This window comes from Bordetella sp. N (genome assembly GCF_001433395.1).
In the GTDB taxonomy this organism is placed as follows: Bacteria; Pseudomonadota; Gammaproteobacteria; order Burkholderiales; family Burkholderiaceae_B; genus Bordetella_C.
On record NZ_CP013111.1, the window covers coordinates 2,356,241 to 2,380,273 of the forward strand.

14 protein-coding genes are annotated in these 24,033 nt (G+C 65.1%); 6 read left to right on the forward strand and 8 right to left on the reverse strand.

The genetic code is table 11. The annotated features are described in order from the left end of the window. Positions 1-9: 9 nt before the first annotated feature. Together atzF and ASB57_RS10110 are read right to left on the reverse strand one after the other, a co-directional pair. The gene (gene atzF, locus ASB57_RS10105; protein ID WP_057656052.1) at positions 10-1,650 is read right to left on the reverse strand and encodes an allophanate hydrolase; all 1,641 of its coding nucleotides are present in this window, start codon (positions 1,648-1,650) and stop codon (positions 10-12) included. Positions 1,651-2,058: 408 nt separating this feature from the next. Next, on the reverse strand, positions 2,059-3,573 hold the full coding sequence (locus tag ASB57_RS10110) for a PLP-dependent aminotransferase family protein (RefSeq protein ID WP_197425020.1): 1,515 nt from the start codon (positions 3,571-3,573) through the stop codon (positions 2,059-2,061). A 126-nt stretch (positions 3,574-3,699) separates the two neighbouring features. Between ASB57_RS10110 and ASB57_RS10115 the strand changes: the two genes are divergently transcribed. Both ASB57_RS10115 and ASB57_RS10120 read left to right on the forward strand, forming a co-directional pair. Next, a complete protein-coding gene (locus tag ASB57_RS10115) occupies positions 3,700-4,962 on the forward strand; it encodes a 4-aminobutyrate--2-oxoglutarate transaminase (RefSeq protein WP_057652120.1) in 1,263 nt (420 codons plus the stop codon). After that, positions 4,959-6,428, forward strand: coding sequence for an NAD-dependent succinate-semialdehyde dehydrogenase (locus ASB57_RS10120; RefSeq protein ID WP_057652121.1), 1,470 nt, complete (start codon positions 4,959-4,961; stop codon positions 6,426-6,428). Before ASB57_RS10115 ends, ASB57_RS10120 begins: the two co-directional genes overlap by 4 nt. 83 nt (positions 6,429-6,511) lie before the next feature. Here ASB57_RS10120 and ASB57_RS10125 read toward each other — a convergent pair whose 3' ends face one another. Together ASB57_RS10125 and ASB57_RS10130 are read right to left on the reverse strand one after the other, a co-directional pair. Next, the gene (locus tag ASB57_RS10125; RefSeq protein ID WP_057652122.1) at positions 6,512-6,940 is read right to left on the reverse strand and encodes a molybdopterin-binding protein; all 429 of its coding nucleotides are present in this window, start codon (positions 6,938-6,940) and stop codon (positions 6,512-6,514) included. A gap of 82 nt (positions 6,941-7,022) precedes the next feature. After that, positions 7,023-7,799: a helix-turn-helix domain-containing protein gene (locus tag ASB57_RS10130; RefSeq protein WP_057652123.1), complete on the reverse strand. Its 777-nt coding sequence runs from the start codon at positions 7,797-7,799 to the stop codon at positions 7,023-7,025. A 120-nt stretch (positions 7,800-7,919) separates the two neighbouring features. On the opposite strand from ASB57_RS10130, the gene ASB57_RS10135 reads away from it, so the two are divergent. The 4 genes from ASB57_RS10135 (at position 7,920) to xth (ending at position 10,802) form a co-directional block, all read left to right on the forward strand. Then, the gene (locus ASB57_RS10135) at positions 7,920-8,732 is read left to right on the forward strand and encodes a sulfite exporter TauE/SafE family protein (protein WP_057652124.1); all 813 of its coding nucleotides are present in this window, start codon (positions 7,920-7,922) and stop codon (positions 8,730-8,732) included. A gap of 81 nt (positions 8,733-8,813) precedes the next feature. Next, positions 8,814-9,329, forward strand: coding sequence for a hypothetical protein (locus ASB57_RS10140; protein ID WP_057652125.1), 516 nt, complete (start codon positions 8,814-8,816; stop codon positions 9,327-9,329). A gap of 109 nt (positions 9,330-9,438) precedes the next feature. Further along, complete coding sequence (locus ASB57_RS10145; protein ID WP_057652126.1) at positions 9,439-9,771, forward strand: hypothetical protein; 333 nt, start codon at positions 9,439-9,441, stop codon at positions 9,769-9,771. 251 nt (positions 9,772-10,022) lie between these two features. Next, complete coding sequence (xth, locus tag ASB57_RS10150; RefSeq protein ID WP_057652127.1) at positions 10,023-10,802, forward strand: exodeoxyribonuclease III; 780 nt, start codon at positions 10,023-10,025, stop codon at positions 10,800-10,802. 28 nt (positions 10,803-10,830) lie between these two features. On the opposite strand, the gene ASB57_RS10155 is transcribed toward xth, so the two are convergent. From ASB57_RS10155 to ASB57_RS10170, 4 genes are all read right to left on the reverse strand, one after another. Next, positions 10,831-12,804: a LapD/MoxY N-terminal periplasmic domain-containing protein gene (locus ASB57_RS10155; protein WP_057652128.1), complete on the reverse strand. Its 1,974-nt coding sequence runs from the start codon at positions 12,802-12,804 to the stop codon at positions 10,831-10,833. Positions 12,805-12,822: 18 nt separating this feature from the next. Then, positions 12,823-13,506: a transglutaminase-like cysteine peptidase gene (locus ASB57_RS10160; RefSeq protein WP_057652129.1), complete on the reverse strand. Its 684-nt coding sequence runs from the start codon at positions 13,504-13,506 to the stop codon at positions 12,823-12,825. 69 nt (positions 13,507-13,575) lie between these two features. Beyond that, positions 13,576-23,262, reverse strand: a complete 9,687-nt coding sequence (locus ASB57_RS31560; RefSeq protein ID WP_057652130.1) for a retention module-containing protein — start codon at positions 23,260-23,262, stop codon at positions 13,576-13,578. A gap of 128 nt (positions 23,263-23,390) precedes the next feature. Further along, positions 23,391-24,020, reverse strand: coding sequence for a response regulator transcription factor (locus ASB57_RS10170; protein ID WP_057652131.1), 630 nt, complete (start codon positions 24,018-24,020; stop codon positions 23,391-23,393). Positions 24,021-24,033: the final 13 nt, after the last annotated feature.

Sequence of the window (24,033 nt, forward strand, 5' to 3'; positions counted from 1 at the left end):
GTATGGGAATCAAAGCGTGGCCACATAGGCGCGCCAGCCGCCCAGGGCCGTGATATCGCGGGCGGCAGCCAGGGCATGGCCTTCGCATACGAAGCCATGTTCCCAGCGGCCGTCGGCCAGTTCGACGCTGCCCAAGGCCAGGGGCGCGGGCACCAGCGCCAGGAAGCTGCCGACCGCCGCCAGCGGCACCTGCCACACTTCCACTTCGATGGCGGCGCCGTCGGCATCCACGCGTTGCAAGCCCGGCTTGGGCGGCACGGTGCCGGGCAGCGCGTACAGGCGATAACGGGGCGCGGTGGCCGTGCGCTGCGCCAGCACGGCGCCACGCTCGGTCAGTTGGCTGTTCAGCGGCAATCCGGTCAGATGCGCGCCGACGACGACCAGGGGCAAATGCGTGGCCGGCGACGGCGCCAGCGCGGGAATCTGACGCGGCGCCGGCAGCGCGACGCCGGTGGCGCCTTGCGTCAAGCCGGTATCGTGATGGAAGCGTTGGCCAAGATCGGCCAGTTGCCAGTCGCTGCCGGCGCCACCGATCAAGGTGATGCCGAAAGGCAGGCCGTCGGGCCGGATGCTGGCCGGCACCGACAGCGCGGCGTAGTCCAGCAGATTGACGAAGTTCGTGTACTGGCCCAGTTCGCGATTGCGCTGCACCGGCTCGCGCGCCATGGCGTCCAGGGTGCAGTGGGTCGGCGCGGTGGGTACGCACAGCACGTCGATGTCCTGCCACATCGCGGCGGCCTGCTGGCCCAGCGCGCGCAGCTTGTGCTGGGCCTGGTAGACCTGGGCGGCGTCGTACTGCTTGCCGGCCGCGAGTATCGAACGCACCGGTTCGATGACCGTTTCGGCATGCGCATCGAAGTACGGTCGCACGGCGGCATAACGTTCGGCGACCAAGGCGCTTTCATAAAGCAGGCTGGCTGCCTCGGCCAACGGTGTGTAGTCCACCGGCACCGGCGCGCCGCCGAGCTTGGTCAGACGAACGATGGCCTCGTCGAACGCCGCGCGCGCCAATTCGTCGCCGAAGAATTCCAGCTGCGCAGGCACACCGAAACGGAAGGTCGCGGGGAACGGGGTGGTCGCCAGCGTCAGATCCCGCGAATAAGGATCGCGCGGGTCGTAGCCCAGCGCCGCTTCCAATACCTGCACGGCGACACTGACCGTGCGGGCCAGGATGGACACGCAGTCCACGCTCTGCGCGGCGGGAACCACGCCGTATGCGGGAATCAAGCCCTTCGAAGGCTTCAGGCCGACGATATTGTTCAGGCCGGCGGGCACGCGCCCGGAGCCGGCGGTGTCCGTGCCCAGCGCGAAATCGCATTCGCCGGTCGCCACGACGTAAGCCGACCCCGAACTCGAACCGCCACTGACATAGCGCGCATCGAAGCTGTTGGGCACGGCGCCATAGGGAGAGCGGCTGCCGTTCAGTCCGCAAGCGAATTGATCCAGATTGGTCTTGCCGACCAGGGCAGCGCCGGCATCGAGCAGGCGCCCGACCACGGTGGCATGTTCAGTTGGAACGTAGGCGAATTCCGGGCAGGCCGCAGTGGTCGGTACCCCCGCCGCATCGATATTGTCCTTGGCGGCGAAGCGCAGGCCGGCCAACGGTCCGGTCGATGCGGACGCCGTCAACGGCGTATCCAGGCGCGTGATCCAGGCGCAAGCCGGCGTGCCGGAGGCGGCGGGCGCGGCGCCGGGCGCGGGCGTGGAAGAAGAGAAAGCGGATAAGGAAGAAGCCACGTTGTCTCGCACTGTTAGGCGGATTCGAAAATCTGAAATCCAAACTTGTGTACAAGACGACTAAAGCAAAGGCTATGCCAACTTTGCGCACGGGCGGGCGCAGGGTGTTCTAAGGAGATTCAGCTACTGCCGCGCACCGCGGATGTGCTCCGCGGCGCACAAATGAAGCGCGGCGCACCATGCCGGTGCTTAGGTAATCAGGTGCGCGAGAGCCCAGACGGGCCTTTGTGTTTGAAGGCCCACACAAGAACCTCGGCCCAGTCGGGGAAACCGCGGAGCCGGGTTTCCCGGTCCGCCGGTTTCGCCCCTGGGGGGCCGCGCTTAGCGCGGTAGGGGGGGGCCTTCCAAGCAGGCTCGCAACGTGTGGAAAGCCGGTGCGATGTCTTTTTCATGGACGCACGCATAGCCAAGCAGCAGCCCGCGCCGCGCACCCGGATGCTGGTAATAGCGCGACAAAGGCCGGGTCAGTACGCCACGCGCCTGCGCCGCCGCCGTGATCGCCACGTCATCGCAATCCGGCGGCAGCCGCAGCACCAGGTGCAGGCCCGCGTTGCTCGACTGCGGGTCCAGGTATTCCGGCCCCAGGTAGCGATTGATCAAGCCTTCAAGCAAGGCGCGCCGGCGCGCGTACAGCACCCGCATGCGGCGGATGTGCGCCGCATAGTGGCCCTGCTCCAGCAGCTCGGCCAGGGCGGCCTGGGTCAAGCCATGCCCTTCCCGGTATAGATCCGCGTGCGCGCTGCGGAACGGCTCGGCCAAGGCGCGCGGCAACACCATATAGCCCACGCGCAGGCCGGGAAATAAGGTCTTGCTGAAGGTGCCGATGTAGATGACAGGCGCGTTTTCCTCCAATCCCTGCATGGCCGGGATCGGCCGGCCCGCGTAGCGGAACTCGCTGTCGTAGTCGTCTTCGACGATCCAGCTGCCCGAGGCCCGCGCGTACTCCAGCAACTCGCGCCGGCGCGCCAGGCTCATCACCAGGCCAAGCGGATATTGATGCGACGGCGTCACGAAGATCAGCCGGGGCGGCACTTTGCCCGCCGGCCAGCCGCTGCCTTCGGCCTCCACGCGCAGGGGCTTCACCACCGCCGACACCATCTGCAGGACCTTGTGGAAGCCCCAGTAGCCCGGCTCCTCCACCCAGACGGTCTCGCGTGGATCGACCAGCATGCGCAAGCTCAGATCGATCGCCTGGTGCACGCCCTCGGTCACCAGAATCTGGTCGGGATCGCAACGCACCGACCGCGCCACCCGCACATGGTCGGCGATGGCGGCGCGCAAGGCCGGATGGCCGCCACCGTGTGTGTACGTCAGCAGTTGCGGCGCCGGGTCGCGCCACAAACGCGTCAGAATGCGGCTGAAATGCCGGTTCGGAAACTGCGTCACGTCCGGCACGCCGGGCATGAAGGCGCCCCACTGCCCCGGCGCCGCGGAGACGTTGGACAGTAGCGTCTGCGCGCGCCGCGCCAGGCGTACCGGCGCGTTGGCCGCGGCCGCGGCCGGCTGGTCGGCGGCGGCCCGCAGCGCCTGCAAGCCCTGCTGGCGGTCGGCGCTCAGATAGCTGTCCGGTGCGGTTTCCGCCACGAAGGTGCCGCTGCCGACGCGGGCGTGGACATAGCCTTCGGTGCGCAACTGCTCGTAGGCGTGCAGCACGGTATTACGCGACATGCCGACCTCGCGCGCCAGGTCGCGCGACGCGGGCAGCGGACTGGAGGGCGGCAGGCTGCCATCCAGGATGGCCCCGCGCAGGCACTCATACAGCTGACGATTCAACGTGCCCGACCCCGACGGCGCCAGGCGCTGCAGGACCAGATCGGCGCAGATCGACTTGATCATCCTAAGACTCCGAACAGGGGAAATTCAATTGGCCCCATCCATTTCAACGAACTGGATCTTTCGGAAGGGGCCAATTCGCCATTAAATCAGGTTTTTCCCCCGAACCCCTACCGACACGCCTTCACCATGAAAAACGCCGATCTGCAGTCCCGCCGCCTGGCCGCCACCCCGCGCGGCGTGGGAGTGATGTGTGACTTCTATGCCCAACGCGCTGAAAACGCCACGATCTGGGACGTGGAAGGCCGCGAATTCATCGACTTCGCCGCCGGCATCGCCGTGCTGAACACCGGCCATCGTCACCCCCGCATCACCGCTGCCATCGGCGCGCAGCTGGAAAGCTTCACGCACACCGCGTACCAGATCGTCCCCTACGAAAGCGTGGTGTCCCTGGCCGAGCGCATCAATGCCGCCGCTCCCATCAAGGGCCCGGCCAAGACCGCCTTCTTCACCACCGGCGCCGAAGCCGTAGAGAACGCGGTGAAGATCGCCCGCGCCTACACCGGCCGTTCGGGCGTGATCGCCTTCGCCGGCGGCTTCCACGGCCGCACCATGATGACCCTGGCCCTGACCGGCAAAGTGCAGCCCTACAAGGCCGGCTTCGGCCCGTTCCCGGGCGAGGTCTATCACGTGCCCTTCCCGAGCACCGTGGGCGGCGTGACGACCAAGGACTCGCTGGCGGCGATCAACCTGCTGTTCAAGGCGGACATCGATCCCAAGCGCGTGGCGGCCATCATCATCGAACCGGTCCAGGGCGAAGGCGGCTTCAACGTCGCGCCGACGGAACTGATGCAAGGCCTGCGCGCCCTGTGCGACGAGCACGGCATCGTGCTGATCGCCGATGAAGTCCAGACCGGCTATGGCCGTACCGGCAAGCTGTTCTCCATGGAACACCATGGCGTGCAACCCGACCTGATCACCATGGCCAAGAGCCTGGCGGGCGGCATGCCGCTGTCGGCCGTCTGCGGCCGCGCCGAAGTGATGGACGCACCTGCCCCCGGCGGCCTGGGCGGCACCTATGCCGGCAACCCCTTGTCCGTGGCGGCCGCGCATGCCGTGCTGGACGTGATCGCCGAAGAAAATCTGTGCGAACGCGCCGCGTCGCTGGGCGAGCGCCTGGTGGCCCGCCTGCGCGCTGCCCAGAAGAAGAATGCCGGCATCGTCGATATCCGCGCCCAGGGTTCGATGGTCGCCATCGAGTTGCGCAACGCAGCCGGCGAGCCGGATGCCGACGCCGTGCGCCGGATCCAGCAACGCGCCCAGGAACTGGGCCTGGTGCTGTTGAGCTGCGGCATGTACGGCAACGTGATTCGCTTCCTCTACCCGCTGACCATTCCCGACGCGCAATTCGAACGCGCCCTGGGCATCCTGGACGAGGCGCTGCAAGCATGAGCGCGAACCTGTCCAAGATCGAACTCGAACGCCCCGACCTGCTGCGCGACCTGTGCCTGATCGACGGTGAGTGGATCGGCGCCGACAGCGGCCGCACCCTGGCCGTGACGGATCCCGCCACGGGCGCTCAGGTGGGCAGCGTGCCCTTCATGGGCCGCGCGGAAACCGAGCGCGCCATCGCGGCCGCCGCGGCCGCCCTGCCCGCGTGGCGAGCCCGCACGGCGCGCGACCGGGCCGCCGTGCTGCGGCGCTGGAACGACCTGATCCTGCAGCATCAACGTGACCTGGGCATGCTGATGACGCGCGAACAGGGCAAGCCTTTGCCCGAGGCGCAAGGCGAAGTCGCGTACGCGGCCTCCTTCGTCGAATGGTTCGCCGAAGAAGCCAAGCGCGTCGACGGTGAAGTGCTGCAAGGCCAGCGGGTCGGCCAGCACATCGTCGTGCTGAAGCAGCCGATCGGCGTTTGCGCCGCCATCACGCCGTGGAATTTCCCGGCGGCGATGATCACCCGCAAAGTGGGCCCGGCGCTGGCCGCCGGCTGCACCATGGTGGTCAAGCCCGCCGAGCTGACGCCTTTGACGGCGTTGGCCCTGGGCGTGCTGGCGATCGAAGCGGGCATTCCCGCCGGCGTGCTGCAGTTCGTCACCGGCGATGCGGCGGCCATCGGCCAGGCGCTGTGCGAAAGCGATGTCGTGCGCAAGCTCAGCTTCACCGGCTCGACCAACGTCGGCCGCATCCTGATGAGCCAATGCGCCCCGACCATCAAGAAGCTGTCGCTGGAACTGGGTGGCAATGCGCCCCTGATCGTATTCGACGACGCCGACGTGGAGCGCGCGGTGGAAGGCATCATCGCTTCCAAGTTCCGCAATGCGGGCCAGACTTGCGTGTGCGCCAACCGCATCTATGTGCAGGCGGGCATCTATGACCGCATCGTCGAACGCCTGGTGGCGGCCGTCGGCGCCATGCGCGTGGGCAATGGCCTGGAGGCGGGTGTCACCCAGGGGCCGTTGATCAACGACAAGGCTGTCGCCAAAGTGCGCCAGCACATCGACGACGCCGTGGCGCAAGGCGCCAAGGTGGCTGTAGGTGGCACGGATCATCCTTTGGGCGGCACGTTCTTCACGCCCACGGTGTTGACCGGCGTCACGCAGGGCATGCGCGTGGCCCAGGAAGAAACCTTCGGCCCGATGGCGCCGCTGTTCCGTTTCGAGACCGAGGAAGAAGCGGTTGCCTTGGCCAATGACACGGAGTTCGGCCTGGCTGCGTACATCTTCACGGAAGACCGCCGCCGTATCTGGCGCGTCAGCGAAAGCCTGGAAACCGGCATGGTCGGTGTCAACACCGGCCTGATCTCGAACGAGGTCGCGCCTTTCGGTGGCGTCAAGCAATCCGGCCTGGGCCGCGAAGGCTCGCGCCACGGAATCGAGGAATACCTGGAACCCAAGTACGTCTGCATGCAGGATTGAAGCAGGACTGATACAGGATTGCTGCAGGCACGAGCCGCGCGGGCGTTGTCCGCGCGGCTCGCTTATTTCATGGCACCTACGGTTCAGTCATCCACGGCGATCAGCACGCTGGACGCCTTGAAGATGGCCGTCGCTTCCTTGCCCGTGGCCAGATCCAGGCGGTCGGCGCTCTCGTTGGTGACGATGGCGGCGACGCGCGCACCTTCGTGCGTGTCGATCTGCACTTCGGCGTTGACGGCGCCCTTGGTCACGGCGGTCAGCTTGCCACGCAGGCAATTGCGCGCGGACACGAGCACCTTGTCGGCTTCCATCATGACGATGATGGACGAAGCCTTGATCAAGGCGTACGCGGCCTTGCCCGGCGTCAGGCCCAGCGCGACGGTACTGGCATGTGTGATGATCGCAACGAGTTCCAGCCCTTCCTTGGTGCGCAGCACGATTTCATCATTGACCGCGCCGGTCTTGATGCTTTGGATGGTGCCGGCGAACTGGTTGCGGGCGCTGGTTTTCATGGTGAATCTCCGTGGAATATCGTTGCGGTGTAGGTGGCGTGACTAGTCGCCATTAGCGTAGCTGAACTAAGCGTAGCTGAATTCAGTCCTGCTGCCGATCCGGCCCGAAAGCCGATGGCGGTTGTCCCAGGCGCTTGCGGAACATCGTCGAAAACGCCGCCGGGCTGTCGTAGCCCAACTCCAATGCCACCGACGTGACCGACTGCCCTTCCGCCAGCCGCGACAGCGCGGCCAGCAGGCAGGCCTGCTGACGCCATTGCCCGAAGGCCATGCCGGTTTCCTGGCGGAACAGGCGGCTGAAGCTGCGTTCGCTCTTGTGCAAGCGCTGGGCCCAATCGGCCGCCAGGTCGCGTATCCCGGGCTGGTGCAGGAAGGCGACGCACAACTCGGCCAAGGCGGGATGGCGCGGCAGCGGCGCGAAGAAAGGCAGGGACGGCGCGCGGGCGACCTCATGCAGGACCAGCCGCATCAAGGCGCCGTCGCGGCCCTTATGGTCGTACTCGGCCGGGACATCGCTGCTGGCCAGCAGCAGCTGACGCAACAGGGGCGACACCTTCAGCACCTCGCATTGCAGGCTCTTGCGCGGCGCCGCGGCGGGTTCGATGTACAGGCTGCGCGTGCTCACGCCGACCATTCTTACCCGATGCGGCTTGCCGGCGGGTATCCATACGCCGCTGTCCGGCGGCACCACCCAGGCGCCATCGTCGGTGCCCACTTCCATCAGTCCCGTCGCGCCGTAGAGGAACTGGGCCCGGCGATGGCTGTGGGTTTCCAGCAGCAGGCCGGGCGGATAGTCAGTGCTGATTGCCAGGACCGGACGTGCGACGGCGTCGACGGAATCCAGGAAAACGTTGCGCATACGAAGCTGCAGGGATTGGCTGAAAGTCGAATATTAACGGCATATTCTCGCAAGCCGGCCAGCGGGCGATTGCGTAAGCTTTGAAGCTCTCGCAACCGCTGTTTGCCCTATCCATTTTCCATGTCGCTTTATCTACTTTTGGCCGCGTTTGGCTGCCTGGCCGGCGTCACGACGGTCCTGTTCGGTTTCGGCGGTGGCTTTGTCGTCGTGCCCCTGCTCTACAAGCTGCTGACCTTGACGCACCCGGCCGGCAGTCCGGCGGCCTCGGCGGCGATGCAGATCGCGGTGGCCACGTCCACGTGCGTGATGATCTTCGGCGCGGCGATGGCGACGCGGCGGCACCAGAGAGCGGGCAATATCGAGTGGCCGCGCGTGCGCCCGCTGCTGGCGCCCATCGCGCTGGGCGCGGCCGGCGGCGCGGCGGCCGCCACCATGGTCACGGGCGACAGCCTGCGCTGGGCGTTTGCCGCCTATCTGGCCCTGACGATACTGGACTGCGTGTTGCGGCCGGGTTTCATGGCGCGTCCGGCCATGACGGCCAAGGCGCCTGGCGCCGCGTCGAACACCGTGGTCGGCGTGACCATCGGCCTGATCGCCGCCTTTCTTGGCGTCGGCGGCAGCGTCATGACCGTACCCTTGATGCGCCGCCGTGGCGTCGACATGACCCGGGCCACGGCCATGGCCAATCCGCTGTCTCTGCCCGTGGCCGTGGCTGGCGCGGCCGCCTATGTGGTCCTGGCGTGGCAGGCGCCGGCGCTGGGGGACTGGCACATCGGCTACGTGGACCTGCGTGCCCTGCTGATTCTGATCGCCGGGTCCTGGCTGGGCATCCGCCTGACCAGTCCGTTCATCGGAAAGGTGCCGGACCGCGTTCACGCCCGCGTCTACGTCGGTTTGCTGGTGCTCGTGCTGGTGGCGATGCTGGTGCGTTGACGGAGGGCCGCGCGGGCCAGCCTTAAGTCTGGGCCGGGATGGTCGTAAATCATGGGACATACGACCACGAGGCTTGAGAACTTGGACTTCAACACCTTCGCCGAGCTATCCCAAGCTTTCACCGGACCCTGCGTTGCCCTGGGCGGCGCCTTCATTGCCGCAGCCAGCTTGCGGGTATCGCGCAGCAAGTCCAGGCGTGACCTCTTCGACAAGCGCCTGGCGATCTATAACAGTGTCAGCGATACGCTGGCTTCGGGCTGGGTCACGGGGGTGGTCACCCTCGACCAGTCGCGTCAGTTCCTGGCGGGCATGCGGCAGGCCGAGTTGTTGTTCGCCGACAGCCGTATCGATACCTTCCTGAAGCATATGCGTGATGAAGTCATGCAGTTGCTGGTACTGGAAAATCTCGACGAAGAAATGATCCGGCGCCGCCGTATCATCGAGGGCCGCATCCATCCCAACGGGCGTCTGCGCGAAGATGACTTGCGCGTGGTGTCCCACATGGACTTCCCCTGGATGATGCCGATGGCCGTGCTCTGGAACGCCCGCGAGGAATGGTCGGAACTGACCTCGGGGTATTTCAAGCTGGTTCATTAACTGGTTCACTGGCGGTGGTTTTGCCGCTGAGCATCTGATTTGTATCTTCGATGGGTAGGAGGGGCGGCGCCGGATATACTGTGTTTATATACAGTATTTTTCAGCCGCGATGCCCTTCCGTACCCCGCTCACTTCTGCCGACCTTGCCAAGATCCGCGCCCGCTATGAAGCCTCGGCGGACCGTGCGCCCTGTGCATATCAGGACAAGGTGGTCTGGGAGGACGTCCTGGCGCTGCTCCATGAAATCAAGCGCTTACGCGCCCTCGCCCTGACCGCTCACCAACTGCGGGACAGTTTGAAGAAGCCCAACAGCTGTCTGGACAGTGTCTGGGAGGACTTCCGCAACGCCCTGTGCGCCGAACCCTGTGTCATTGAGCTGGGCGAATTGAAAAGCGATCTGCTCGGTCCCTCAAAACGGCGCGCCAGCCCGAAGCGGGCTTAGGTAGCCCAGGGCTTCGCCCCGCCTTCGCCAACAAGAAAGCTGAACAAAATCTTTGAAATCCGCGTGAAACTGAACAAAATCTTTGAGTTCTGAACTTTTCCCAGGCCGTAAACGCGCGGGTCTCACGCGATAACGCAGGTGCTGGGAATTACCGGGCATAGCGTTCATGTGAGATCTCCAGTTGACCCAGTAGCCCCCCGGCAGGCTGATACTATTGCCCCGGATATCTATAAAGTATTTCTTTCACCACCATGAAACTTGCCACCTGGAACATCAACTCCCTTAACGTTCGTCTTCCGCAAGTCCTCGACTGGCTGCAAGCCAATCCGGTGGACGTGCTCTGCCTGCAGGAATTGAAGCTGACCGACGACAAGTTTCCGGTGGACGCTTTCACCCAGGCGGGCTATCACGCGGTCTGGGCCGGGCAGAAAACCTATAACGGGGTGGCGATTCTGTCGCGCCAGCCCGGAACGGGCATGATCCGGAACATCCCGGGCCTGGAAGATCCGCAGCAGCGCGTGCTGGCACTGACCATACCGGCGCCCGGCGGCGATATCCGCGTCATCTGCGCCTATTGCCCCAACGGCCAAGCCGTCGGCACCGATAAGTACGAGTACAAGCTGCGCTGGTTCGCCGCGATGCATGAATGGCTCAAGGGCGAACTGGACCTGCATCCGCGCCTGGCCGTGCTGGGCGACTACAACGTGGCGCCGGCCGACGCCGACGTCCACGATCCGGCCAAATGGGAAGGCCAGGTGCTGGTCTCCGGCCCGGAGCGCGACGCGTTCTTCGGACTGATCGACCTGGGCCTGGTCGACTCCTTCCGCCTGTTCGAGCAGCCGGAGAAAACATTCTCCTGGTGGGACTACCGGATGATGGGCTTCCGCCGCAACGCCGGCCTGCGCATCGACCACGTCCTGCTGTCGAATGCCCTGGCGCAGGACTGCACCGAATGCGTCGTGGACAAGGGCCCGCGCGGCAACCCGCAACCCTCCGACCACGCGCCGGTCATCGCCACGCTGAAAGCATAAACAAGCCGTACAGGACGCCGGAGCGGCATCAAGCCACCCTCCCCGCATCGGGCTGCTGGCCTACCCCCGGCCCACTCATGATGGTGATCCCGAGGTTGGCCAGGATATTCCGCGTCACGGCATCCGGCACATCCTCGGCATACACGGCGATATTCAAGGTGCGCGCGGTCTCCAGCACCGACACGGTCAGCTGCTGGCTACCGATACTGTGCGCCATCCCGCCGACAAAGCCACCACCCAGCTTCACATAAGCGAGCTGCAGATTATGCAGTTGGCTCAAGGCGTTGAACTGCTGCGCCAGGCGCCGCACGCCCACCCGCATCCCCGTCTTCACCGCCACCCGGCACAGCGCCGCCACTTCGGCATGGCGTTCAACCAGGGCATGCGCATCGACCTCGATCAGCAGTCGGCTGGCCTGCGCCCGCTTCTCCGCCAGGATACGCTCCAGCTGCAAGAGGAAATTCTGGTGCCCCAGCGACGGCATGGACAGGCGTATCGTCAGCTCGCCCGGATTCATCGTCAGCCAGCTCACCGCAAGCCGCACCGCCTGGATATCGCAATCGGCGGACAGGTCCAGACGTATCGCCGCCGGAATGAACAGCCGCGCCGGCAACGGTTCCGCCGCATCCTCGCTATGCAGCATCAGCGTCGCTTCCTGCCGCAGCACTTGCCCGTCCAGGAAGGACAGCGGCTGCAAGGACAAGGTGAAGCGCTCCCGCTCGATGCCCGCCGTGATCACCTGGCGCCACGACGATTCACTATTGGCCGACAACATCGGCTCGTCGTCCGACGTCAGCTGCACATGATCGTCGCCTGAACTTTCGCCCCGCATCAAGGCATAATCCAGCCGCCCCAGCAGGTCGCCAACCTGAGCGCCCGGCGCGTAATCCGCCAAGGCCTGCACCCAGCGGCACAAGCCGCCCTCGCCCACCGGTATGCGCGCCGTACGCAGTTCCGCGCGTAGCCGCTCGGCCACCATGATGGCCTTGGGCGCCGAGCAATGCGGCAACAGCAAGGCAAAATCCGAACCATTCAAGCGCGCCAGCACGGGCTCGCCCACTTGCATGTTCTCCAGCATGGCACGCAGGCGCTCGACCAGCGTGCGCAGCCATTGGTCCACGAACTCGCGCGGCATATGGCGGTTGATCGCCCCCAGATCGCGTTGGCGGAACACCAGGATATGGCCGCCCGGCGCGCTGGCGCCCGGCCCCGTCAAGGCGCGATCCGGATCCAGCTCACGCAGGAATTCGTTGATGAAATACTTGCGATTGGCCAGGCCCGTCACCGGATCCCGGTTGACCTCGATCTGCAGCGATTCGATCTTGGCGTTCTGCTCGTCCGCGCTGGCGCGCAGCTGATCGCGGGTCTGATTCAGGGCGTCCGTGATGCCGCTGAGTTCCGGCACCCGCGGCGCCAGCCTTTGACCCCACTGGCCGCGGCCGATGGCGCGCATCTGCTCGCCCACCTCGGCCAACAACCGCTTCTCGATCCAGCGCACCAGGGCAAAGGCGAACAAGGCCCAGACCGCGCCCGACGCGACCACCAGCAAGATCATGCGCAGGCTGCTGCCCCACAGGGTCTCCCACGCGTAGATATCCGTGGCGGTCAGGGTGACCTCCCCCAACTGCCGCCAGCCGTCCGTCACCACATGGGTGGCCGACTTGGCCGACAGCGGCACCAGCCGCTGGAACCAGCCCGGCACGGCGGCCAAGGCGTCCGTACTGCGCGTGATCACAACCTTGCCTTGCGGATCCGTCAGCTTGACCAGGGAGAAATGCCCCCCGTCGAACAGCGCGGAAACCAGCAGCTCCTGCGTGATCCGATCGCTGTTCGCCGGCTGCGACAACGACAGGGCCAGCGATACCGCCGCGTCATTGCTCTGCACCTGCAACTGCCCGGCAAGATAGTCGCGCGCGGCCGTCACGCTCAAGGCCAGAGTCCCCAACAGGATGATGGCGATGGCCAGCGTGATGCTCAATAGAAGTTGTCGAAGTATGGACATGGTTCGCTACCCGCGGGCTTACGGTCGAATGCCTTCGCGCTCCATGCGCTGCAGCAGATTGCGCCAGCGGCCGATACGGTCGACCGGCGCGGCTTGCTTGCCGTCGACGTACACGCCGTCGGCATTGAAACTGAAGATGGGAACCAGATCGCGGCGCTGCGATGCCGGCAGGATGCCTGACACCAGGCTGTCCAGGACCAGCGGCATGGAATTGGGCGTCGGGTAGTAACCCAGCACCATATGCGCCACCTGGTCGGTGCTTTCCGGGCCGCCAACCCGCGCCTTGACGTAGACGAAGCGCAGCTTGCTGGTCGGCACGCCCAGCTTGATCAGGGAGAAATACTTGCCGATGACGAAGTCTTCGCAGTCGCCGGCGCCCTTGCCCAGGGCTTCCAGCGGCGTGGCCCAGTAGTCGGGCACGCCCCACACGACCTGGTCCTCGGACTGGATGACACGCCGGTTCCAGAAGTCATTGATGCTGGCCAGCATGTCGGCTTCGGCCATGTCGCGATCTTCCTGGAGCAGTTGCAGCCAGGCCGCCACCCGCTCGCTTCCCTTCGCGCCATAGCGGCTGGCCGCCAGGCTTTCCAGCCGATGACTGTCCAGCTCCAGCGCGGCGCTCATCCCCCAGCCACAGACCAGGCAGATCAAAGCCGTCCAGCACAGGGCTAAGACGGCACGCAGGCGGAGGGAGCTAGGCATCTTAAAACACAGCGTAACGCCGGGCATCGCCCTGCAAATCGCAAGACAATGCCCGGATACTGCCCTACATCAGTCGTGACCGTGCAGCTTCTGCTTTTGCAGCAGATCGTTGATGATCGCCTGGTCGTTCTTCAGTGCGCCGCCGTTGGTCAGGTCGACCCCTTCCAGCACGATCTTCTGGTCGAAGCCCGTGCCCACCTGGCCGGTCGTGCTCACCTGGATGACCGTGTTGGCGCCGTCCTTGGTGAAGTGCAGGAACTTGCTCAGGTCACCATCCGTCGGGTTATGCAGCAGGCCGGCCAGATCCAGGACATCGCCGCCGGCCGCGGGCAGGGCCGTCGAGAAGTCCTTGATCGTGTCCACCGCCGGATGCGCCACCGTGCCCTGGTCGTCGGCCAGCCACTTGAAGGTATCGCTACCCGCGCCGCCGACCAGGATGTCATCACCCTTGCCGCCGATCAGGATGTCGTTACCGTTGCCGCCGTAGAGGGTGTCGTTGCCGGCACCACCGTACAGGGTGTCGTTGCCTTCACCGCCGTAGATGATGTCGTTGCCGTCATCGCCGTACAGGGTGTCGTTACCGCCCTGGCCGAAGATGATGTCGTTACCGTTGCCACCGTGGATGACGTCATCACCGCCGCGGGTGTCGCCGCTGACGTCGAACGTGCTGGCGCCGGTTGCCGGGTTGACGCTGCTCTGGATGGCTTGGTAGATATCCGCTTCGGTCGGTGCATGGCCGGACGTTGCGGTCAGGTAGTCGACCAGGCCTTGCATCCCCTGTCCGTTGTGCGTACCGGCCGCATGGCCCGCCCACGCCAGGTTATCCGTATTGATGGTGTCACCGAAGATGATGTCGTTGCCGTCACCACCGTTGATGGTGTCGCCATTGACCGGCAGCGGGTCGTGGGAGGAGCTGCCGCCTTGCAGGGCGGTGTCCAGGTCCGAGCCCTTGTGGACGATATCGACGTCGCCGGCCTGAGCCGCGACGACCGAGTAAACCACGGCCTGGATATTGTCGATGAGCAACTGCGCGGAAGCGTTATTGCGGCCCGTGGTGTTGTCCAGCACGGAGAACTGCAGCTTGTACTGGCCGGCGCCCAACATGTCGGTCGTGATCGTGGTCCAGTTCTTCAATGCCGCCGTGCCCGTACCGGTGTAGCTGGTGGCCGTCCACACGCCGTTGACGTTCTGCATCACGGTCCAGGTATAGCGGTCGCCGACGTTGAAACCAGCGGTCTCCAGGTCGAACTTCAAGGCGCTGTTGGCGGCAAGCGTGAAGGCGGACGTCGAGACAGTGGATGCCGTCTGGGTGGCGTTGGCGGCCGTGTTGTAGGTGTCCGTCAGCACGGCGTAGGAGTTCGTGGAGAAGAACCCTTCGTAGTCCGTGGTGAGGGCACTCTTGGGCGTACCGCTTTCCGCCGTCCAGTTGTTGACGTTGTTCAGGCCGCTGTTGTTCTCGAAACTGGCCAATGTCGACGTCGTCGAACCGAAGGCCACCGAGCCGAGCTGCGTACCGCCGGTCGCCGTATTGTCGAAGAACTTCAGCCAGTTGGCGTTGATGTCATCGCCGATACCGATGGCATGGACAGCGCTGACGCTGCTCAGGCTGCTGAACGAGTTGACCGATTCCTGCAGGTTGGTCTGGTCAGTACCATCGGTGACGTTCTTGCCGCTGTTGTTGACGTAGGCGTTAGGATTGCCGTCGGTCAGGAAGTAAGTGACGTTCTCATAGTTGCTGCCGGTCAGGCCGGCCTTGGCCTGCGCGTTGAACCACGATACCGCCGAGTTGAACGCAGCTTCGTAGTTGGTCTGATCCGTCGGCTGCAGCTTGTTGATGGCGTCGATCAGCTTCTGGACGTTGTCGACCGTAAGGTTGTTCACTGTCACAGGCGCGTCGGCGCTGGTGCTGAAGCCAATCAGCGTGACGTTGACCACGCCACCGGTGTGCGTATCGAGCGTTTTCAGCAGGTTGAGCAGCGCATCCTTGACCAGATCCAGGCGCGACTCGCCGTTGCGGGTGCCATCGGCCGAATCGTCCATGCTGCCCGAGTGGTCGATGACCAGGGCCACGTTGTAGCTCTTGCCCGGAACGATGATCGTGTTCGTACCGCCCTGGTCGCCGACGATAATGTCGTTGCCCGAGCCGCCGTTGATGACACCGGTGCCGTCATTGGCGCCCTTCACCACGCCGTCGGTCGACAGGTTGAAGGTGTAGGTGTCCGACGTGTCATGGCCGCCATTCGCGGTACCGCCGTTGTCCTGCACCTTGAAGCCGAAGGAGGCGTCGCCGCCGCCCGCTGCCGGGGTGTAGATCAGTTTGCCGGCGGCGATGTCGGCGGCCGAGACCGACTGGCCGGCCGTCACCGCCGAGCCGTTCAAGGTCAGGGAGCCACTGCCGGGCAGGCCGGTGATGATGACGCTTTGCAGGCTGTTGTGCTCGCCCGCACCGTCGGTGAACGAGAAATCGCCCGCCGTGAACACATGGGTCTGACCCACATCGATGTGCGCGGAGCCGTTAGCCGCGGTAGGCGCGTCATTTACGCCCTGCACGGCGACCGTCACCTGCTGGGTCGTCACGCCGCCGTGGCCGTCGTTCACCGACACGGTGAAGGTCTCGGTCGGCTTGTCGCCGCTGCTCAGGGACTGAGCGGAGGCATTGTTCAGCGTGTAGGTCCACTTGCCGGTGCTGTCGACGGTGAGCACGCCGTAGGTACCCTGCCCGCCGTTCGCCACGGTCCACGTATGCGTATCGTGAGCGTCCTTGTCGGACACGGCCAGCTGGCCGGTGGCGGTGAGGACAGTGGCGTCTTCCGTCACGGTACCCGTGGACTGGCCGGAAATGACCGGGTCGTCATTGGTGCCGGTAATGGTGACGACGACCGTGCTTTGCGTGCCATCCAGGGACTTGACCGTGATGACCTCATCCAACGTCTCACCCTTGCCCAAGGCTTGGACTTCGGCGTTGGCGTTGTTGAGGCTGTAGGTCCAGTTGCCGTTGGCGTCGATGGAGAACGTGCCGTGGCCGGCGTTGACGTTGGTCTGCACCTGGAACCTGGCTTCACCCGTGTCCACGTCGGTCACGTCCAGCTTGCCGCTGGCGGTGTTCTGGGCGGGAACGTCCTCGGTGACCGCGCCCTTGTCGGCGCCGGTGACATGCGGGGTGATGACAGCGGCGTCGTTGGTGCCGGTGATCGTCACCAGAACCTGGCTGCTGGTGCCGTCAAGCGACTTGACCGTGATGGTTTCGGTCAAGGTCTTGCCGGCACCCAGAGCCTGGACATCAGCATTGCCGTTGTCCAGCTTGTAGGTCCAGTTGCCGTCGGCGTCGATGGAGAACTTGCCGTGGCCGGCGTTGACGTCGTCCTGCGTCTGGAACTTGGCTTCGTCCGTGTCCACGTCCGTCACATCCAGCTTGCCGCTGGCGGTGTTCTTGGCGGGCGTGTCTTCGGTCACGGCACCCTTGTCGGCACCGGTGACATGCGGGGTGATGACAGCGGCATCGTTCGTGCCGGTGATCGTCACCACGACCTCGCTGCTGGTGCCGTCAAGCGACTTGACCGTGATGGTCTCGGTCAAGGTCTTGCCGGCGCCGAGAGCCTGGACTTCCGAATTGCTGTTGTCCAGCTTGTAGGTCCAGTTGCCGTTGGCGTCGATGGAGAACTTGCCGTGGCCGGCATTGACGTTGGTCTGCGTCTGGAACTTGGCTTCACCCGTGTCGACATCCGTCACGTCCAGCTTGCCGCTGGCCGTGTTCTGGGCCGGTACGTCCTCGGTCACAGCACCCTTGTCGGAACCCTGGCTGTGCGCCGAGATCTGCGCGGCGTCGTTGGTGCCGGTGATCGTCACCAAAACCTGGCTGCTGGTGCCGTCAAGCGACTTGACCGTGATGGTCTCGGTCAAGGTCTTGCCGGCGCCCAGAGCCTGGACTTCAGCATTGCTGTTGTCCAGCTTGTAGGCCCAGTTGCCGTCGGCATCGATGGAGAACGTGCCATGGCCCGCGTTGACGTTGTCCTGCACCTGGAACTTGGCTTCGCCCGTGTCCACGTCCGTCACATCCAGCTTGCCGCTGGCCGTGTTCTTGGCGGGCGTGTCTTCGGTCACGGCACCCTTGTCGGCACCGGTGACATGCGGGGTGATGACAGCGGCGTCGTTGGTGCCGGTGATCGTCACCAGAACCTGGCTGCTGGTGCCGTCAAGCGACTTGACCGTGATGGTCTCGGTCAAGGTCTTGCCGGCGCCCAGAGCCTGGACTTCCGAATTGCTGTTGTCCAGCTTGTAGGTCCAGTTGCCGTTCACGTCGATGGAGAACTTGCCGTGGCCGGCATCGACGTTGGTCTGCGTCTGGAACTTGGCTTCACCCGTGTCCACGTCGGTCACGTCCAGCTTGCCGCTGGCGGTGTTCTTGGCCGTCACGTCTTCAGTCACCGCGCCCTTGTCAGCACCGGTGACGTGCGGAACGATTACCGCGGAGTCGTTCACGCCCTGAATGGTGATCGTCACCGTCTTGGTGTCGAATCCGCCATTCCCGTCGCTGACGCGCACGGAGTAGGTTTCAGTCGCGGTCTTCCCTTCGCCCAGGGACTGCGACGCCTTGTCGTCGATGGTGTAGGTCCACTTGCCGGTGGCAGCGTCCACCGTGATGGCGCCGTACGTACCCTTGGTGCTGCCGACGATGGCCCACGTGTGGGTATCGGTGGCATCGACGTCGGTCACGGACAATTGGCCCGTCGCCGTCTTGGTGGTGTCTTCGACAACCTTGCCGGTGACCACGCCGCTGATGGACGGGGCGTCATTGGTGCCGATAATGGTGACCACGACCTGGCTGGTCGTGCCGTCGGCGGACTTCACCGTGATGGTGTCGAGCATCTTCTCGCCCAGGCCCAGCGCCTGCACGGTCGGATCGCTGCTCTTCAGGACATACGTCCAGTTGCCGCTGGCGTCGATCCAGAAGCTACCGTGGTCGGTATTGACATTGCTTTGCGTCTGGAACTTGGCTTCGCCAGTGTCCACGTCCGTCACGTCCAGCTTGCCGTTGGTCCAGCCGAGAATGATCCCGCCGTCCTCGAAGACGGTGCCCTTGTCATCACCCGCCTGATGCGGCGTGATCACGGCAGCGTCGTTGGTGCCTTCGACGGTGATCGCCACCTTCTGCGTGTCGAAGCCGCCCTGGCCATCGCTGACCTTGACGTAGTAATACTCGACAGCCGTCTTGCCGGCGCCCAGCGACTGCGCAGCCGCGTTGTCCAGCGTATAGGTCCACTTGCCGGTCGACGCGTCCACCGCGAAGCTGCCGTAGGTGCCCTTGTTGGCGCCCGTAATCGAGAACGAGTGGGTATCCAGCGTATCCACATCGGTCACGGTCAGCTGACCGTCGATGCTGAAGGTCTTATCTTCCACCACCGTGCCGGCGGCCGTGCCGCCGATCACCGGGGCGTCATTGGTGCCGGTGATCAGGATCGACACCTGCGACGCGGTGCCATCGGCGGAGTACACCGTGAACTGGTCCTTGACCAGCTGGTTCTCGCTCAGCCCCTGCACGGCATCGCTGGAATTGTTCAGCGTGTAGTGCCAGTTGCCGTTGGCATCGATGGTGAACGTGCCGTAGGTGCCGGCCGTGCCGGTCTGCACCTGGAATACGGCCTGGCCCGCGTCCGGATCCACCACATCCAGCTTGCCGCTCGCTTCCTGGTACTTGCCGTCTTCGGCAACGACACCGGTATCACCCACCGGACCATGCGGCGTGATGATGGCGACGTCGTCCGTGCCCTGAATCGTAACGGTGACTTCCTGGACGGTCTTGCCGCCACTGCTGTCCTCGACCTCGACCTTGTACGTCTCCTGGATGGAATCCTTGGACGTCAAGGCCTGCGCCGCGGCGTTGTCCAGCGTGTAGGTCCACTTGCCGGTGGCGGCGTCAACCGTGAAGGCGCCGTAAGTGCCCGTGCCGGCACCGACCACGCTCCACGTGTGCGTATCGTGCGTGTCGACGTCGCTGACGTTCAACTGGCCGGTCACCGACTGGATGGCGTCTTCCTTGACGGTGCCCACGGCTTCGCCGCTGATCACCGGCAGGTCATTGGTGCCCTGGATGGTCACGACTACCTGGCTTTCCGTGCCGTCGAAGGACTTGACCGTGATGGTCTCCGTCAGCTTCTCGGTGGCGCCCAGCGCCTGCACATCGGCATTGGCGTTGTTCAGCGTAAAGGTCCAGTTGCCCTTGGCGTCGACCGAGAACGTGCCGTGGTCCGTGGCAACGTTGGTCTGCACCTGGAAGGACGACTGGCCCTGGTCCACGTCGGTGACGGTCAGCTTGCCGCTGGTCACCAGGGTACCGTCTTCGACGACAGCGCCGGTCTTGACGCCGCTGATGATGGCGGCGTCATTGGTGCCCTGCACCGTGATCGTCACGACCTGGCTGTCGAAGCCGAGGTGGCCGTCGCTGACCAGGACGGTGAACTTCTCGGTAACCGTATCGGACGCGCCCAGCTTCTGCGCGGCGGCGTTGTCCAGCGTGTAGGTCCACTTGCCGGTGCTGTCGATGGACAGCGAGCCGTAGGAGCCCTTGCCGCCCACCACGCTCCAGCTGGCGCCGTCATGCGCGTCGACGTCGGTGGAGACCAGTTGGCCGGTGGCCGACTTCACCACGTCTTCCTGCACCGCACCCGCCGCCTGGCCGCTGATGACCGGCGCGTCGTTGGTGCCGGCCACGTAGACCGTCACCTGGAAGGTCGTGCCGTCGGCGGAAGCGACCGTGAACTTTTCGGTCTTGGTTTCACCCAAGCCCAGCGCCTGCACATTGGCGGCGTCGTTGTTCAGGACGTAGGTCCACTTGCCGCTGGCGTCGATCGAGAACACGCCATACGTGCCGGCGGTATCCTTCTGCACCTGGAACACGGCCTGGCCGGCGTCCGGATCCGTCACGTCCAGCTTGCCGCCGGTGGACTTGATCACATCTTCAGTGGTGAAGCCATAGCCGTCGAACAGGCCATGCGGCTTGATGACGGCCTTATCGTCCGTACCCTGGATGGTGACGGTGACGTCCTGGGTGGTGATACCGCCGTGGTTGTCGGCGACCTGGACCTTATAGGTTTCCTGGATCGAGTCAGCGGACGTCAGCGCTTGAGCCGCCTTGTTGTCCAGCGTATAGGTCCACTTGCCGTCCGCGTCCACGCTGAACGTGCCGTAGGCTCCCTTGGTGGCGCCCACTGCGCTCCAGGTGTGCGTATCGCCGGTGTCGACGTCGCTCACAGCCAGTTGGCCGGTCGCCTTCTGCGTGCCGTCTTCGATCACCGAGCCGGTGGCCGTGCCGCTGATGACCGGCAGGTCATTGGTGCCGACGATGGTCACCGTAATTTCCGACGTCGTGCCGTCGATGGTGCTGACCTCGAAGGTTTCCGTCTTTTCCTGGCCGGCGGCCAGCGCCTGCACATTGGCGGCGTCGTTGTTCAGCTTGTAGGTCCAGTTGCCGTCGGCGTCGATGCTGAAGGTGCCGTAGGTACCGGCCTTGTCCGTCTGCGGCGTGAAATTGGCCTGGCCGGCATCGGGGTCGACCACGTCCAGCTTGCCGCTGGTGGTCACCGTGGTGTCTTCGGTCACCGAACCCTGGTCGGCGCCAACCTCATGCGGGGTGACGACCGCGCCGTCATCCGTGCCCTGGATGGTGACGGTGACGTCCTGAGTCGTCGTGCCGCCATGGCCGTCGTCGACCTGGACGGTGTACGTTTCCGTGATGGCGTCCTTGGACGTCAGCGCCTGGGCGGCTTCGTTATCGATGACGTAGGTCCACTTGCCCGTGTCGGCATCGACGGTGAAGGTGCCGTAGGCGCCCTTGCCGTCGCCCTGCACGCTCCACGTGTGGATGTCGCTGGTGTCGACATCGGCCACCGTCAGCTGCCCGGTCGCGCTCTGCGTGCCGTCTTCGGTCACGCCACCGGCCGCTTCCCCGCTGATGGCCGGGATGTCGTTGGTGCCGTCGATGGTCACGGTGACGGTGCTGGTGGTGCCGTCGATGGAGGTAACCGTGAACGTCTCGGTCAGCTGCTCGCCGGCGGCCAGGGCTTGCACCTTGGGATCATCGTTGGTCAAGGCGTAATGCCAGTTGCCGTCCGCGTCGATGCTGAACGTGCCGTGCTGGCCGGCAGCATTGCTCTGGACCACGAAGGCGGCCTGGCCGGCGTCCGGGTCGACGATGTTCAGCTTGCCGGAGGTCTCCAGCACGCCGTCTTCCTTGACGGCGCCACGGTCGCCGCTGTCGCCGTCGGGGGTGATCACGGCAACGTCGTCGGCGCCGTTGACCGTCACGGTCAGGGTCGCGGTGGAGGTGCCGCCTTCGCCGTCGGTGACGGTGTAGGTGATGGAGGTGGTGGCGCTTTCGCCGCCGTGCAGGCTCTTGAAATCAGAGCCCGGATTGAACGAGTAGCTGCCGTCGGCGTTCAGCGTGAAGCTGCCGCCGTGGTCGCCGGCCACGGCCTGGCCGACCAGGCCGGTGTTGCCGTTGACGGCGCCCACCGACAGCGTGTCGCCATCGGGATCGGTGTCATTGCGCAGCACGCCATTGGCGGCCGACACTTCGACGCCGCTGTCCTGCGTGGCAACCGCCGTGTCGCCCACGGCCGTGGGGGCGGGGTTGGTGATGTTCCACGTGAAGGTCTGGCTGGACGTGGCGCCGAGCAAGTCGGTGGCGGTCACGATGACCGTGTACACGCCGTGGTCGCCGCCTTGCGAAGCGGAATGATCGACATTGCCGGAAATCACGCCGGTGACCGGATCGATGGTCAGGCCAGGCGGCAGGCCGGTAGCCGAGAACGTCAGGCGGTCGCCATTGTCGACATCGGCGAAGTTGCCGGACACGTTCAGGTTGACGCTGTTCTGTGCATCCACCGCATTCTGCGTCTGCACGGCGGTCGACGTCGGGGCGTCGTTCAGTCCGTTGACCGTGACGGTCAGGGTGGCGGTGGACGTGGCGCCGAAGGGATCGGTCACGGTGTAGCTGACGGACGACGTGGCGCTTTGGCCGTTGGCCAGCTGATGGAAGGCGTCGCCCGGATTGAACACGTAGCTGCCGTCGGCGAACACGGTGAAGGTGCCGCCGTTGCTGCCGGCCACGGTCACGCCGCCGGTCACCATGGCGGCGGTGCCCACCGACACGATGGCCAGGGCGTCGCCGTTGGGATCCGTATCGTTGGTCAGGATGTTGCCGCTGACGGTGGACTTCTCCGTCGTGGCCTGGACGTCGTTGACCGCGTTGGGCGAGTCATTCAGGGCGGTGGTCGACGAAGCGGCGTCCGCGATGCCGACGTTGGCGGCCGGCGCGGCGGAGACACCGTTCACCAGGTCCAGCGGGGTAGTCGATTCAACGACACGGGCCAGGCGCACGAAGCTGCTGCCGCCGCCGTCGCCACCGCCGGAAATCAGGGCGGCCGTCGGTTCGAGGTTATCGAACGGATCCTGGCCGGAATTCAGGGCGGCCAACAGGCGCTCGGAATCCGTGCCCTGCGGGGGCGCCACGCTGGCTTCCTTCGGATCGACGGGCTGGCCGGCCATGTCGGCGTTGAACGACACGTCGCGGTTCTCGCCGATGATCAGGGGCAATCCATCGTTGACCTGCAGGGCGACGGTGGCGCCGCCCGCCGTGACCACGTCGCTGTCGGCGGGGACGCGGCTGCCGACATGCAGTTCGGTCAAGGAACCATCGCTATTGCGGATCCAAGCACGACCGGTGACTTGGGTGACGACTGCGGGTTGGGTATTGGCCATTTGGATTGCTCCGGTTTTAGATGACGCAATACTGAAGAACCACAGCCCGACGCGGTATTGTCCTCAAGGACAGGTTTTGAAAATTATTTGAAGAACTTGAAGAATTTGATGAATTCGAAGGGTCGAACTCAGGCGCGCGAGATCCCGTGCACGCGCAGGGCCAGTTGCAGCCGGTCGCTCACGCCAAGTTTCTCGAACACGGCGGACAGATGCGCCTTGACCGTGCGCTCGGTAATGCCCAGCGCCGTGGCGATTTCCTGATTGCTGTCGCCCACGGCCGCCTGCCGGGCCACTGTGCTTTCCCGCTCGGTCAACACGTCGTTGTGCCAGGCCGCCTGGGTCCCGGCACGGCTGTCGACCAGACGCAGGAAGCGCTGCACCAGTGACCGCCCCATCCATATCTCCCCTGCGCCGACCACGTCCAGGACCTGGGCCAAGGCCGCCGCCGGGGCGTAGGTATGGCAGTAGCCCACCGCGCCAGCCGCCAGCACCTTGGTGCCCTGTTCGTCGTGCGGCCGCGCGCTGGCCACCACCACCTTCAAGCCGGCGGTCGCCTGGCGCCATTCCTCGCTGGCCATGTCCGGCAAGCGAGGCAGGTCCACGTCAATCAGGACCAGGCCGCGGCGCTGCTCCCGCCAACGCACCAGCTCGGCCAGCGCGAGCCCACGCGCGGGCAACCAGCCGTGCGTGCCCAGGCCGGACCAGTGTTTCCAGAGCAGATCATCATGGGTGACGCAAAGAACCGGTGTGACTTTCATCGCGATCAGCCTG

Excerpts from the sequence above, each read along its gene's own strand:
- ASB57_RS10110 (WP_197425020.1), bottom strand. The coding sequence starts at position 3,573 with ATGATCAAGTCGATCTGCGCCGATCTGGTCCTGCAGCGCCTGGCGCCG.
- ASB57_RS10115 (WP_057652120.1), top strand. The coding sequence starts at position 3,700 with ATGAAAAACGCCGATCTGCAGTCCCGCCGCCTGGCCGCCACCCCGCGC.
- ASB57_RS10120 (WP_057652121.1), top strand. The coding sequence starts at position 4,959 with ATGAGCGCGAACCTGTCCAAGATCGAACTCGAACGCCCCGACCTGCTG.
- ASB57_RS10125 (WP_057652122.1), bottom strand. The coding sequence starts at position 6,940 with ATGAAAACCAGCGCCCGCAACCAGTTCGCCGGCACCATCCAAAGCATC.
- ASB57_RS10130 (WP_057652123.1), bottom strand. The coding sequence starts at position 7,799 with ATGCGCAACGTTTTCCTGGATTCCGTCGACGCCGTCGCACGTCCGGTC.
- ASB57_RS10135 (WP_057652124.1), top strand. The coding sequence starts at position 7,920 with ATGTCGCTTTATCTACTTTTGGCCGCGTTTGGCTGCCTGGCCGGCGTC.
- ASB57_RS10145 (WP_057652126.1), top strand. The coding sequence starts at position 9,439 with ATGCCCTTCCGTACCCCGCTCACTTCTGCCGACCTTGCCAAGATCCGC.
- xth (WP_057652127.1), top strand. The coding sequence starts at position 10,023 with ATGAAACTTGCCACCTGGAACATCAACTCCCTTAACGTTCGTCTTCCG.
- ASB57_RS10155 (WP_057652128.1), bottom strand. The coding sequence starts at position 12,804 with ATGTCCATACTTCGACAACTTCTATTGAGCATCACGCTGGCCATCGCC.
- ASB57_RS10160 (WP_057652129.1), bottom strand. The coding sequence starts at position 13,506 with ATGCCTAGCTCCCTCCGCCTGCGTGCCGTCTTAGCCCTGTGCTGGACG.
- ASB57_RS31560 (WP_057652130.1), bottom strand. The coding sequence starts at position 23,262 with ATGGCCAATACCCAACCCGCAGTCGTCACCCAAGTCACCGGTCGTGCT.
- ASB57_RS10170 (WP_057652131.1), bottom strand. The coding sequence starts at position 24,020 with ATGAAAGTCACACCGGTTCTTTGCGTCACCCATGATGATCTGCTCTGG.